Source organism: Paralcaligenes ginsengisoli, assembly GCF_054781135.1.
Genome location: NZ_BAAGUZ010000003.1, coordinates 68,320 through 82,183 on the forward strand (window position 1 = coordinate 68,320; position 13,864 = coordinate 82,183).

The following is a 13,864-nucleotide window of genomic DNA, read 5'->3' on the forward strand; positions in this document are numbered from 1 at the left end:
AAATTTAGGCGTTCTATGCCTTTAAGTCAATATTAAATTCTAAAAAACGGTACAATTTATTCCTATTTTTGAGATTCAGCTTATGGATACTGCGAATACCTCTATTATCGACGAGAACAAAATCGATGGTAATACCCCGACCATGCGCTTGTTCGCCTTGCTCGAGGTTATTGCACAGAAAGATCAGTTTTTTTCTTTGCAAAGCCTGGTCGAGGAACTGGGCTTGCCCAAGCCTACTTTGCATCGCATGCTGCAGCAGCTTGAAGGCGCGGGAATGATCCAGCGCGATGGCGATGGGCGTCAATACAGTACCGGCTTGCGTTTGCGTCGAATGGCTGAAAATTTGTTGCTCAACAACACCGTTCATGGTGCGCGTCATTCGGTGCTGCGTCAATTGGTCGAGGAAGTTGGCGAGAGTTGCAACATCACGACATGTTCCGGCAGCGAGGTGCTGTATCTCGATCGCGTAGAAACCATTGCGCCACTGCGTTTTTACCTGCACCCGGGTTCGCGGGTACCGGTGCACTGCTCGGCCAGCGGCAAGCTGTTTCTGGCGCAAATGACGCAATTGCAGCGCCGTCGTCTGCTGGCGCATGTGCCCTTGACCAAATATACCGACAAGACGCTGATTACCTATGATCATCTCGACAGCGAAATCGAGCGGGTGCGCCGCGATGGCTATGCGGTGGACGACGAAGAGTTTTTCCCGGGGCTGCTGTGCGTGGCGGTGCTGGTGCCGGTCGCCAGCGGTAAATCGAACATGGCTGTTGCGATACAGGCGCCCATTATGCGCATGACGGCCGAGAAGTCCTTGCAAAGCCTGCCGGCTTTGCAGCGGGCCGCAAGGTCCTTGGCGGCAATCGAAGCGGCCAATGGCGAGAACGTTTAGCTTATTCAGGAATTTCTTATGTCCGAGGCCCACTCATTAACGCTGCCGCCGGTTCATTCTGTTTCGGCTCAAGCCTTGTTCGGCCTGGATACGCGTATTGAAGTCCCGGCTTTTGTCGAGCGCGATGAACATGTCCCCGAGATAGATCCGGTCTATCGATTCAATCATGATGTAACGCTGGCGATTCTGGCTGGATTCTCCCGCAATCGGCGGGTGATGGTGCAGGGTTTGCACGGCACGGGAAAGTCCACCCATATCGAGCAAATCGCCGCTCGTTTGAATTGGCCCTGCGTGCGAGTGAACCTGGACGGCCACATCAGCCGTCTCGATCTGGTGGGTAAAGACGCTATTGTGGTGCGTGACGGCCTGCAGATTACCGAGTTTCAGGAAGGCATCGTGCCGTGGGCCCTGCAGCGGCCGGTCGCCCTGATTTTCGACGAATACGATGCGGGCAGGCCCGACGTCATGTTCGTGATCCAGCGCATCCTCGAGCGTGAAGGCAGTTTTACCCTCCTGGATCAAAACCGCGTTATACAGCCCCATCCTTATTTCCGTCTGTTTGCGACCTCCAACACGGTGGGCCTGGGCAATCTGAACGGCATGTACCATGGCACTCAAGTGCTTAATCACGCCCAGATCGACCGCTGGAATATTGTCGCAACCCTGAATTACCTCGGCGCTCACGAAGAAGTGGCCATAGTTCTTGCCCGTGTGCCCGAACTGGACACGGAACGGGGGAGGCGCCTGGTCGCCGCCATGGTGAGTGTGGCTGCGCTGACCCGCAAAGGTTTCGAGGTGGGCGACCTGTCCACGCTGATGTCGCCGCGAACGGTCATTACCTGGGCCGAGAACCTGCAGATTTTCGGCGATGTCGAACTGGCGTTTCGCCTGTCGTTCCTGAACAAATGCGAAGAGGTCGAGCGCCCCATCGTGGCCGAGTATTACCAACGCAGTTTCAACGACGAGATTCTCGAATCGAGTCTGCATGCCCTGAGGTAGGGGCCATGGGCGAGCTTCGGCAACGATCGCGCTATCAGCAACAGGTCGAAGAGCTGTGTGCCGCGGCATTGCGGGCCCTGACGGGCAAAGCGCAGGCGCATTTCGAAGGAGGCCGGCTGTACGACGCTCAGCGGCCCGTGCCGGCTTATGCGCCGCACTTGCGCCTGAATCCCGATATCGATACCTTGAGCTCTTATCGGGGAGTGGCCGACGGCCTGGCCCTGCGCCTGCAATTTTCCGATGCCCTTTTACATGAAACGCTGGTTCCCACCGAGCCGGTTGCGCGGCTGATTTTCGAGTGGCTTGAACAGCTGCGCGTGGAATCCCTGGTGCCGGAAGCATTGCCTGGAATGCGGGATAACCTGGAGCGCCGGTATCGTACCTGGAGCGAAGCTTTCCTGAATTCAGGTTCGACGGAAACCAGCTTGGGCATATTGCTTTTTGCCGTATCGCAGATCGTCTGGAGCCGACTCACGGCGCATGAGCTGCCCGAGCCCGTACAGGATTTGCTCGAGCCCACCCGCGCGGCACTGGCGCCGGCGCTGGGCAGTGCTTTTGCCGGGATCCGCCGGCATCGTCGCGACCAGGCCCGCTTTGCCGTCCATGCGCTGGAGATCGCTCGCGACATTGCCTTGCGTGTCGAGAGCGAATACGAAGATAGTCCGCCGGCGGTGTCGGCACGGCAGAATGCGTTCAGCCTGTGGCTCGATTTCGAGCAGGACGAAATCGAGGATTTCGCCACAGTACCGACTGGCGACAGCGCTACCTTCCGCGCGAGCCGAGGGCATTATCGGGCCTTCACGACTCGCTACGATGAGGAGTTGTATGCGCCAGATCTGGTGCGGGCGGCCCTGTTGCAGGAGTATCGCGAACGGCTTGATCGCCGCATCGCGGAGCAGGGGGTCAATGTGGCCCGTTTGTCGCGTTCTTTACAGGCAATTCTGGCTCAGCCGCAGCGCGACGGCTGGCGTTTTGGTGAAGAAGAAGGCGTTATCGACGGCCGCCGCCTGGCGCAGCTGATCAGTTCGCCCAGCGAGCGGCGCCTGTTTCGCCGCGATCAGTACTTGCCGGTTTCCGACAGCGCGGTCAGCTTCCTGATCGATTGTTCCGGGTCCATGAAGCAGCATGTGGAGCCAATTGCCGTGATGGCCGATGTGCTGATGCGCGCGCTCGAGCAGGCCGGCGTCGCAACCGAGATACTGGGCTTTACTACGTCGACCTGGAATGGCGGCCGTGCGCGGCAGGACTGGTTCGCCCAGGGACGCCCGGCGGCTCCGGGCCGGCTCAACGAGGTGCGCCACCTGGTTTTCAAAAAGGCGGAAACGCCGTGGCGCCGCGCGCGGCGTCCACTGGGGGCACTGCTGAAGGCCGATCTGTTTCGTGAAGGAGTCGATGGCGAGGCCGTCGAGTGGGCATGCCAGCGCCTGCTGGAACACGACCGGCAGCGCCGGATATTGGTGGTGCTGTCGGATGGCTGCCCCATGGATAGCGCGACCAACCTGGCCAATGATGCCTTCTATCTGGACAATCATCTGAAAGCGGTGATTGCCCGCTACACGCAGCAGCAGTCCATTGAAATTTACGGCATGGGTGTTGGCCTGGATCTCAGTCCCTACTATCCGCGGTCACTGGCGATCGATTTGTCCGAACGCCTGGACAATCGGGTATTCGACGAATTCGTGCAACTGCTCAGCGGTCGCCATCGGCGTTAGCCGTTTGCGCCTGTACGCTGGTTACGGCGATCACGTTATAGACGTCGTTCGCGCTACAGCCGCGCGACAGATCATTGGCGGGCTTGTTCAGCCCCTGCAGCAGTGGGCCTATGGCTGTGGCATGGCCCAGCCTTTCGGTCAGCTTGTAGCCAATATTGGCTGCATCCAGATTGGGGAAAATCAATACATTGGCCTGTCCGTTGATCCTTGAGCCGGGTATCTTTCGGGCAGCGATTTCCGGCACGATCGCCGCATCGAGTTGCACCTCGCCATCGATTGCCAAGGACGGAGCGCGCTCCCGGACCAGAGCCGTTGCATGACTGACTTTCTGGACATCATGATGGTGTGCGCTGCCGTGGGTCGAAAACGAAAGCATGGCCACCTTGGGCTCTGTATCCAGCAATCGCCGGGCGCTGTCGGCGGCGGCGAGCGCGATTTCCGCCAACTCCTGTTCGTTCGGGTTGATGACCAGGCCGCAATCGGAAAAAATCATGGCGTTTGTCGTTGCATGAAAAGGTTCTTCGCGCAGCATGATGAAAAAGCTCGATACCAGCTTTGCATCGGCTTTTGCGCCTATCAATTGAATTGCGTTGCGCACGACGTCGGCAGTGGTATGCGCGGCTCCGGCCACCGAGCCGTCGGCATGGCCCAGGCGCACCATGAGCGCCGCAAAGGTCAGTGGTTCCAGGGCCGCTTTCCCTGCCTGTTCCTGTGTCATGCCGCGCTTGTGCCGCAGTTCCAGCAAAGCCTGAGTGATTTCCGGCAACAGCGGCGAACTGCCCGGTTCGATCAGCTCGATCTGGCCAAGATCAACGTTATGCGCCGCAGCCAGCGCCGTGATGGCGGCCCGGTTGCCGACCATTTTTATCCGGGCGGTCCGGTCGCCGTCGGCTCGCGCGGCCGCCTGAAGTACGCGCAGGTCTTCGCCTTCGCAAAGCACAATGCGCTGGGGCGACAGGCGGGCCCGATCCAATATGCGATCCAGGACATTCATGACCGTGAGCTCCATCAACAGCCGGTTCTTGAGAAAATGCCCGCGCCCCTTATAGAGAAGGCACGGGCCTGAATGCGGGAGCAGGCCCTGAGCGCCGGATTTGCCGGCGCTCAGGGCGGGCTCATGAAAAAATGGAACCCTCTCGTCGATCAACGCAGCGAAAATGAGATCGACGTTGGGTAGAGAATTCCATGTAAAGCTGCCTTAAACGTAATCCTTGTACTTATCGAGCAGGCGTACGGGCTTGGACAGGGCGTCACGCCGGAACGGATCACCCAGTTCGCGTGTGCACATGATCTCGACGATAGTGGTCTTGCCGTGATTCATCTGCAGATCGATTGCTTTTTTAAGCGCAGGGCCGACATCTTCCAGCTTGTCGACCACAATGCCTTCGGCACCCATGGCCTTGGCAATTCCGGCAAAGCTTTGGTTGTCGAGCTCGCCCGCCACGAAACGGCGGTTATAGAAGTCGACCTGGTTTTTCTTCTCGGCGCCCCATTGGCGGTTATGGAATACCACCGCCGTCACAGGAATATTGTGGCGCACGCAAGTCATGGTTTCCATCAGGCTCATACCCCAGGCTCCGTCGCCGGCATACGACACGGCAGGGCGATGGGGCGCGGCGACTTTGGCTCCGATAATGGTCGGGAAAGCGTATCCGCAATTGCCCCAGCTCATGGCGGCAAAAAAGCTGCGTGGTTTTTCGAAACGCAGATAGCTGTTGGAAACCGAGTTGATATTGCCGATATCGGTCGAAACCATGACGTCGGGCGGCATGGCCTTTTCGAGTTCGCGCAACACCTGGCGTGGATGCAGATAATTGCCGGGCTCCTTGCTTTGCTCCTCGATCATGTCGAGGCTGAAGGGATCTTTTTCATGAGTCCATTCATCCAGCTCTTTTTCCCATGCGGCTTTTTCGGCCTGGATTTCCTTGGCGCGCGATGCCTTGGTCGCATCGCTGGCCAGGGTCTTGTTGCTTAAACGCTGTGTCAGCGCGACGGCGGCCGCTTTGGCGTCGCCGCAGATGCCGACCGATATTTTCTTGACCAGGCCGAGCATCTTGTTGTCGGCATCGACCTGGATGATCTTGGCTTCTTTCGGCCAATAGTCCATGCCGTGCTGAGGCAGGGTGCCGAAAGGTCCGAGGCGCGAGCCCAGCGCCAGGACGACATCGGCCTTGGCGATGAGCTTCATGGCTGCCTTGGATCCCTGGTAGCCCAGCGGGCCGCACCAGAGGGGGTGGCTGGCGGGGAAGGAGTCGTTATGCAGATAGCTGTTGACCACAGGTGCGCCCAGGCGCTCGGCCAAGGCCTTGCATTCCTCGACGCCATCGGCCATCACGACACCGCCGCCCGAAATAATGACGGGAAATTTGGCATTGGCCAGAAGCTCGGCCGCTTCGTTCAGGCTGTTTTCGCCGCCCGCGCCCCGGTCCAGCCGTTGCGGCTGCGGGATTTCAGCCTTGATTTCGCCGTAGAAATAATCGCGCGGAATGTTCAACTGCGTGGGGCCCATTTCGGACTGGGCGCGGTCGAAGCAGCGTGCCGTGTATTCGGCCATGCGGGCTGGATGGGTAACGTGGCCCTGATATTTAGTGAATTCCTGGAACATCGGGAGCTGCTTGGCCTCCTGGAAGCCGCCCAGCCCTATGCCCATGGTGCCGGCTTCGGGCGTGACGATCACAACGGGCGAGTGGGCCCAGTAGGCGGCGGCAATGGCTGTAACGCAGTTGCTGATCCCCGGGCCGTTTTGTCCGATGACTACGCCGTGGCGGCCGCTGACTCGGGCATAGCCGTCGGCCATGTGACCCGCGCCTTGTTCGTGCACGACGGGGATCAGCCGGATGCCGGCTGGGGCGAATATGTCCATGGCATCCATGAAGGCGGAGCCCATGATGCCAAACATGTCGGTCACGCCGTTGGCGGCCAGGGTTTCAACAAAAGCCTCGGACGGCGTCATTTTCTGTGGGCCGGAGGTTGAGGTAGGGGTGGTGGCGCTCATTTGATCTCTTCCTGTGGTGGGGTGATCCGGCCTTTTAGCTAAGGATCCGTAAAATAAAATATTTGATATTGGTATGATTTATTCCAATATTTAATATTTTTAGAGACTTTATGAGCTTTGTTTTTAAAAGTCAATAGAAATAATTAAATTCGGAACGTTTTGTATCGTTTGAATGTTTCCATCTGATTTTTGGACCAGGCGCCCGTATTCTGATTTTTCCGTGGCGCCCGTATTGTCAAAGCGGCCCGGGCGCAATCAATCTTGAGCTTTGAGGCGCGGGCATGTCAATACCCTGGGTCGCGGCTTATGCAAAACAGACGAACTGGCGCATGCGAAACGTTGCCTCTGGATCTAGACCCGAAATCCGCGATCTCCTAACTTAGCAACATTGAAATGCGATTTTCCGCTTGAACATAAATAAACCACCAGGAGATAACACAATGTCCGACGAAGCTCTGATGCGCGTTCTGGAAAAATTCGGCGACGCGTGGAACCGGCACGATATCGATGCGCTGATGGCGTGCATGCATAACGATTGTGTATTTGAAACCGTAGCCGGCCCGGAAGTCTACGGCGCGCGGCATGATGGCCCGGCGGCGGTGCGCAAGGCTTTCGAAGCCGCGTGGCAAACGATTCCCGATGCCCAATGGCTGAATGCCAAAGTATGGGTGAAGGGCGATCAGGGGGTCATGGAATCCACGTTTACAGGCACGGCGGCCGATGGCGCGCGCATAGAGGCCAATATGGTCGATCTGATTGTGTTCCGCGATGGGAAAATCTTGCGCAAGAATGCGTTCCGAAAAAATCGGCCGCCGATTCCGGCGAAGGTCTGAGGCCTGGCTTTTATCGCAATCGGCGCGGCGAAATCGCGCAATAACGTTACTCAAAACCCATCAGCGGAGTCACCATGGCTGCCAGTCCCGAAGTTGTTAACGGCACGAATCCAGGGCCGTACAGTGCCTACGATCCTTTGTATGATCCTCTGGTTTCCCGAACGGGCCAGGGGCAGGCTTATGCGCCGACCTACTGGGTCGGCACGGCGGGCACCCCTCCTGAAGACGATGGCCCCATCCAGTCCGATGTGGATGCCGATGTGGTGATTGTCGGGTCGGGGTTTACGGGTCTGGCTACCGCACTGAACCTGGCCCAGGAACATGGCGTCAAGGCGATTGTGCTCGAAGCCAATCGAACCGCCTGGGGCTGTACCAGCCGTAACGGCGGCCAGGGGCAGAACGCTTCGGGTCGCCTGTATCGTTCGCAATGGATACAGCGCTGGGGCCTGGATACTGCCAAACGGCTCGATGCTGAAATCCGCGGCGGGTTCGAATACTGGAAAAGCATGGTGGCAACCATCGATTGCGACGCCCAGCCGGGTGGCCATTTGTATACCGCGCATCGTGCCAAGAAGATGCCTTTTCTTGAGAATGAAGCGCGGGTCATGAAAGAGGTATTCGGCTATAACACGCGTATGCTGTCGCGCGCCGAGCTGCATGAGAACTACATTGCCGATCAAGAGGCCATGGGGGCATTGCATGAGCCCGATGGTGTGGGCATTCATCCCCTCAAGCTGGCTTTCGGCTACATACGCAAGGCGCGGGCCTTGGGGGTGAAGATTCATCCCTCCAGCCCGGTCCTGGGCTGGGAAACGATCAATGGAGTGCATCATTTACGCACGCCCGGCGGCATCGTCCGCGCCCGGCGCGTTGCGGTTGCAACCGGCGGCTATACACCGCAAGGGCTGCACAAAAGCCTGAGCGGCAAGATCATGCCGATCTTGTCGAATTCTATGGTGACGCGCCCGCTGACTGCCGACGAGCGCGCTCAGGCCGGCCTCAAGAGCACCACGTTTGTTACCGATACCCGGACCTTGCGTTTTTATTATCGCCTGTTGCCTGACGGCTCGATGCAAATTGGCAGCCGTAGCGCCGTAACGGGTGCCGATGCAAAGAACCCCCGTCATCTGGAATTGCTGAAGGAGGGCTTGTACCGGAAGTTTCCCAGCCTGCGCAATATCCCCATTGCCTATTCCTGGTGGGGCTGGGTCGATGTCAGTCACGACATGATGCCGCGTATTACTCAGCCGGACCCCAAAGAGCAAATATTCTATGCATTTGGCTATGGCGGCAATGGCGTTTCCTTTTCGTCTCATGCCGGACGCCGGCTGGCCGAACGCATCATGGGCAAGGGCGGGGATCAGTGGAACCTGCCGATTTACAATTCGCCTTTGCCAGGCCACCTGTTTGCGCCGTTCCGTCGCCTGGGGCAGGCCATGCTCTATAAATATTATTATCTGCGCGACGAGCATCTGTAAATCGACAGGCATGGCGGCGTGCGGCCACGAGGGCCGCCCGACGGATCGGGCGGTGTTTCCATGTTTTGATTGGGCGGCATTTTCGTGTTTTGCAGGGGTGGGCCTCGTGCCCACCCTGGCCCAATGGGCTCGGCTCAGGGGCTGGGATATAACTGACGGTACACCTTGCCGAGCCGTTCGATTCCGGGCGCAATGTGCTTGCTGTCGATGGCGCTGAAGCCCAGGCGCATATAGTTATGCTTGCCATGCAGGGCATTGTGGAAGAAGACATGGCCGGGTTCGATAAACACTCCCTGCGTCACGGCATGATTGGCCAGCTCCTGCGTGTCGACGTGCGAAGGGGCCTTGACCCAGCACCAGGAGCCGCCGCTGAGCGGAATGTGCTCGAATTCAGGCAAATGGGTGCTCAGCGCTTCGGTCAGGACGTGAGAGCGTTCCTGATAAATCACGGATAGCCGGCGCAAAAGGGCATGGTGGTGGCCAAGTGAAATAAACAGGGCGAATGCGCGTTGAATGTACGCCGAGGGATGGCGCAGCATCAAACGGCGCAAGGCACGCAATTCGTAGGTCAGCTCCTTGGGTGCAACAATGTAGCCGATGCGCAAGCCTGGCGCGAAGCTTTTCGACAGGCTGCCCACGTAGATGACGCGGCCGTTCTTGTCCAGGCTCTTGAGTGCCGGGGTCGGCTTGTTGTCATAGCGGTTTTCCGTTTCGTAATCGTCTTCGATAATAATGCTGTCGGCCTCGTCCGCCATGGCAAGCAATGCTTCGCGCCGTGCCAGCGGTAACGTAACCGTGGTCGGGCATTGATGGCTGGGAGTGACGAACAGGTAGTCGCAGTCGAGCAGCTGAGGGGTAATGCACAAACCCTGCTCGTCGATGGGCAGCGGCAACAAACGTTCGGTTCTGTGTATGAAGATATTGCGCGCGTCGGGATAGCCAGGGTCTTCCATGCCTACGACTGAATGTTTCTGTACCAGCAGATCGGCCAGCAGGTACAGCGCGTGCTGAGCGCCCACTGTAACCACAATTTCTTCTTTTTCCGCCCAAACGCCACGTCGTGGCAGGACTTGAGTGCGGATTTCTTCAATGAGTGCCGAATCGTCGTTGCTGATCAGATCGGGAGCCCAGCTGCGGATATCGAGTACCGACAGTGCCTTGGTGCAGCACTCCCTCCATTCGGCCGTGGGAAATTGAGAGGCGTCGAATTGTGCGTAGACAAAGGGATAGGGAAGTTTCTGCCAGTCGGCGGGCTTGACGATGTTGCGTTGATGCGAGGGATGAAAACTGAGACGTTTGCCCCAGGAGGCGCGCCTGGGCGTTTCAGCTTGAGTCTGCGGTTCTGAAGACGAGGATAGTGCCAGGCGTCCGCTCATGACATCGTCGGCGACGAAATGGCCGCTACGCTCTCGTGAAACCAGATAGCCCTCGGAGACGAGTTGCTGGTAGGCAAAAACCACGGTATTTCGGGCTATGCCAAGCTTGTCCGACAGCAGGCGGCTGGAGGGCACTGACATGCCCGGCGGCAAATGCCCCGACAGGATCGCCGATACCAGCATTTGACGGATGCGACCCTGCAGGCTGAGGTTCGGATCGCTCACACGCTCGAATAGCGAAGCCCATAAAACGGGTTGCCTGGACGCAACTGGCTGCGGCATGATGCGTAGTGTCCTCCATGAGTGAATCGGACTCCGTCCGGACGGTATAAATCCGCCCGACAGGATAGCGCTTCATACAATACCAGAATATGGGGGAATCTCCTCTTGCCTTCTGAACAATCGATGCGCCTTGGTGGATAGGCGGGCATTTAAAAGCCTCGCACGAGTGTGTCGAGCGAGGCCGGATGGGGCAAAAAAGGCCTGCCGGTTTTCCGGCAGGCCCTGCAAGGCATGGACCAGGATGTCAGGCCTTTCCTTTCCAGGGAATCAGTATCTTTTCGAGGTATCTCACCAGCAAATCGAATACAAAGGCGAAAAAGCCGATGACGATAATTCCCATGATGACGGTGTCGCTGGCCAGGTACTGCGCGGCGTTCAGCACCATGAAGCCCAGGCCGCGCGAAGCCGCCACCATTTCCGCAGCCACCAGCGTGGTCCAGCCCACGCCGATGCCGATACGCATGCCGGTGAAGATTTCCGGCATGGCGGCCTTGAGTATGACGTGCCAGATAATCTGGCTGCTGCTTGCTCCCATGGCGTAGGAAGCATGGATTTGTTCGATGGATACCGATTTGACTCCGGCCCGTGCGGCGATCGCCATCGGCGCAAAAATTGCCAGATAGATCAGGAAGACCTTGGGAAATTCGCCGATGCCGAACCAGATAATTACCAAGGGCAGATAAGCCAGGGGGGGCAGGGGGCGATAGAATTCGATGACCGGATCCCACAGGCCGCGAACGATGCGGTTCACGCCCATCAGAACGCCTATGGGCACCGCGGTAACCAGGGCAAGAAAAAAGGCGCCCATGACGCGGCTCAAGCTGGCTGCGGTGTGCTGTGCAAGCGTCGAGTTGGCGACGCCCTGGGTCATGGCCTCGATGAATTTATCGTAGACCGCAATAGGTGACGGCAGAAAAATGGGCTTGACCAGGCCCAGCTTGGTGATGAGGAACCACAGGGCAATCAGTACGACTGCAGTCATGAAGCTGATGAAACCGCTTTGACCGGCTCCCGGCGCGCCATATACCTTGCCGGGCGTGGAAGGCTTGCCCAAAAAGAGTTTCTTAGACATGGATGGGCTCCGCGGTTTCGGCAGCGCGTTCGTCGCCGTAAATGATGCCCAGGATGGTTTCGCGCATGTTGATGAAGTCTTTGCTTGATTTGATGGCACGGGCATCCCTCGTTTCCAAAAATCGTTTGTTGAAATCCAGTTCGTAGGTATTGGTGATGCGGCCGGGCCTTGGCGACATCACAACCAGCCGCGAGCCCAGGAAAAGGGCTTCTTCCACGCTATGGGTAATGAAGAAGAACATTTTGTGAGTCAATTGCCATACATCCAGCAATAGCTCCTGGATGGTTTCGCGGGTGAGCGCGTCCAGAGCGGCCATGGGCTCGTCCATGAGCAGCATCGCGGGATTGCAGGTGAGGGCGCGCGCAATTCCGACGCGTTGCTGCATGCCGCCCGACAATTGGTAAATCATGTGTTTATGAAAATCCTGCAGGCCAACCAGTTCGAGATTTTTAGCTGCGGTCGCCCTGCGTTTGCTTTTTTCGACTCCCTGCAGCTTGAGTCCGAATTCGGTGTTTTCCATGACGTTCAGCCAGGGCAGCAAGGCGTGCTTCTGGAACACCACGCCGCGGTCGGGGCCCGGTCCGACTATCGGCCGCTCGCCAAGCAGCAATTGCCCTTGGGTCGGCGACAGAAATCCGGCCAATAGATTCAGGAGGGTTGTCTTGCCGCAGCCCGATGCGCCGAGCGCGACCACGAAATCTCCGGAATTGATTTGCAAATTGACATCTTGCAGCGCAACGACAGAGCCACCATGCTGTAAACCCGGATAGGTCACACTGACTCCGTTGACGTGTAGATTTCCCATGGGAGCTGTCATGCTGATTCCTTGGTTTATGTAGGGTGGGTGGCAGCCCGGGCCTGCTGTGGAAGCCAGGCCCGGGCCAGCATTACTGCTACTTGCTGGCCGCTTCGGCGTAGCTGCTGTTGACGAAAGGTGTGTAGTCGCCAAGCACCTTGTCGATCTGGCGTTGGGATTTCAGGAAATCGGCGCTGGCGGTCAGGGCACGTACCGCACCGCCGTCTTTGCCGCCGCCCAGCCAGGTTTTGGAAGCTTGCTCCTGTGCCGAGGGGAAAATCAGCAATTTGAGCGCCGAGAGGATGTCGTCCGGCTTGCCGCCGATCATTTTGATAATGCCTTTGATGCCTGCGTCGCCGCTGGTCATTTTTGCGCTATTGGCGTTGTAATCACTGTACGATTGTGCCAGCACCTTGGTAAACGCCGCCATGAACTTGGGGTTCTTTGCTCCCCAGTCTTTGCCAACCACGAGACCGTCGAAGGTGGGAACGCTCTTCGCACCGATCTCTGCCGAGTCGGTAATGACTTTGCCGGTTTTTTCGATTTCGGTAAGTGCGGGCGGCCATACATAGGCTGCGTCGATGTCGCCCCGCTGCCATGCCGCCACGATTTGCGGCGGCTGCATATTCAGGATATTGACCTTGCTCGGATCCATTTTCCAGAGCTTGGTCAGGCCGACAAGAAGGTGAAAGTGCGAGGTCGACACAAAGGGCACGGCCACTTTCTTGCCGATCAGGTCTTCGGGTTTGGTGATGCCCGACCCATTGCGGGCCACCAGAGCCTCGGATTTGCCGATATTGTCCAGGATCCAGAAAAGCTGGATATCGACGCCGCGAGTAGTAGCCGCGGTTATACCGGTTGAACCGAGTACGCCAACCGGTACATCGCCGGAAGCCAGCGCGCTGGAAATGTCGCCCGCCGAGCTGAATTGCCGCCAGTCGATTTTGTATCCCGCTTCTTTGGCCGCCTTGTCGAAGCTGCCGTTGGCGATGGCGCTGACAAAGGGCCCCACAATTTGCTGATAACCCACTACAACGGTGGTTTCTGCCTGTGCAACTGTAGCGCTGAGCGCAAGTGCTCCGGATGTCAGCCCGAGCAGGGCCAATTTGCGGGCACGGCGAAATAAGGTTTCCATGCTTAGTCTCCATCCTGTTTGTCGTGCACTTATGCTAGTGCTACATGTATTAATGTCGCTGCGTGGATAAATAGTGCCTACAGTCCAGGCAAGCGCCTAGGTCCAGTTGATTTTATTAGATAGAGCCAGTTTCAGGTGAGGATTCTGACAAATCCTTTGACAGCGCATTCCAGCAGGGAAACGGGATGCCTGGCGCGGGCCTGGTCACTGCACCCCTAGGGTAAACGCTGAGGCGCGTCGGTGTGGGGCCAGGCCGCCTGCCATAACCCGATCCGCAGACGGATATGGATTATGGCT

At 57.9% G+C, this 13,864-nt stretch carries 11 protein-coding genes; 5 read left to right on the top strand and 6 right to left on the bottom strand.

The window, feature by feature from the left end:
* Positions 1-82: 82 nt before the first annotated feature.
* Genes ACYVIS_RS02875 through ACYVIS_RS02885 form a run of 3 tightly spaced genes read left to right on the top strand, consistent with a single transcriptional unit; the run spans position 83 to position 3,600 of the window.
* Positions 83-889, top strand: coding sequence for an IclR family transcriptional regulator (locus ACYVIS_RS02875; RefSeq protein WP_232744288.1), 807 nt, complete (start codon positions 83-85; stop codon positions 887-889).
* Between the two features lie 18 nt (positions 890-907).
* Entirely contained in the window at positions 908-1,888 is a 981-nt protein-coding gene (locus ACYVIS_RS02880; RefSeq protein WP_232744287.1) for an AAA family ATPase, read from the top strand.
* Between the two features lie 5 nt (positions 1,889-1,893).
* Entirely contained in the window at positions 1,894-3,600 is a 1,707-nt protein-coding gene (locus ACYVIS_RS02885) for a cobaltochelatase CobT-related protein (protein ID WP_232744286.1), read from the top strand.
* On the opposite strand, the gene pta is transcribed toward ACYVIS_RS02885, so the two are convergent.
* Together pta and xsc are read right to left on the bottom strand one after the other, a co-directional pair.
* Entirely contained in the window at positions 3,578-4,594 is a 1,017-nt protein-coding gene (pta, locus tag ACYVIS_RS02890) for a phosphate acetyltransferase (RefSeq protein WP_460873226.1), read from the bottom strand. The two genes, ACYVIS_RS02885 and pta, sit on opposite strands and share 23 nt — an antisense overlap.
* Before the next feature lie 204 nt (positions 4,595-4,798).
* Positions 4,799-6,595 (bottom strand): sulfoacetaldehyde acetyltransferase, encoded by a 1,797-nt coding sequence (gene xsc, locus ACYVIS_RS02895; protein WP_232744284.1) that lies wholly within the window; start codon positions 6,593-6,595, stop codon positions 4,799-4,801.
* 440 nt (positions 6,596-7,035) lie between these two features.
* Here xsc and ACYVIS_RS02900 point away from each other — a divergent pair, with 440 nt between their 5' ends.
* Together ACYVIS_RS02900 and ACYVIS_RS02905 are read left to right on the top strand one after the other, a co-directional pair.
* Positions 7,036-7,428 carry a nuclear transport factor 2 family protein gene (locus ACYVIS_RS02900; RefSeq protein ID WP_232744283.1) on the top strand — a complete coding sequence of 131 codons (393 nt, stop codon included), beginning with the start codon at positions 7,036-7,038 and terminating at the stop codon, positions 7,426-7,428.
* 74 nt (positions 7,429-7,502) lie between these two features.
* Positions 7,503-8,906: an NAD(P)/FAD-dependent oxidoreductase gene (locus ACYVIS_RS02905; RefSeq protein ID WP_232744282.1), complete on the top strand. Its 1,404-nt coding sequence runs from the start codon at positions 7,503-7,505 to the stop codon at positions 8,904-8,906.
* A gap of 134 nt (positions 8,907-9,040) precedes the next feature.
* Here ACYVIS_RS02905 and pdxR read toward each other — a convergent pair whose 3' ends face one another.
* The 4 genes from pdxR to tauA all read right to left on the bottom strand — a co-directional run bounded on the left by pdxR (position 9,041) and on the right by tauA (position 13,567).
* Positions 9,041-10,564: a MocR-like pyridoxine biosynthesis transcription factor PdxR gene (pdxR, locus tag ACYVIS_RS02910; protein ID WP_232744281.1), complete on the bottom strand. Its 1,524-nt coding sequence runs from the start codon at positions 10,562-10,564 to the stop codon at positions 9,041-9,043.
* A 244-nt stretch (positions 10,565-10,808) separates the two neighbouring features.
* Positions 10,809-11,636 carry an ABC transporter permease subunit gene (locus tag ACYVIS_RS02915; RefSeq protein WP_232744280.1) on the bottom strand — a complete coding sequence of 276 codons (828 nt, stop codon included), beginning with the start codon at positions 11,634-11,636 and terminating at the stop codon, positions 10,809-10,811.
* Positions 11,629-12,441, bottom strand: a complete 813-nt coding sequence (locus ACYVIS_RS02920) for a taurine ABC transporter ATP-binding protein (protein WP_232744624.1) — start codon at positions 12,439-12,441, stop codon at positions 11,629-11,631. The genes ACYVIS_RS02915 and ACYVIS_RS02920 overlap by 8 nt, the downstream gene beginning before the upstream one ends.
* Before the next feature lie 88 nt (positions 12,442-12,529).
* A complete protein-coding gene (gene tauA / locus ACYVIS_RS02925; RefSeq protein ID WP_232744279.1) occupies positions 12,530-13,567 on the bottom strand; it encodes a taurine ABC transporter substrate-binding protein in 1,038 nt (345 codons plus the stop codon).
* Between the last annotated feature and the right edge of the window lie 297 nt (positions 13,568-13,864).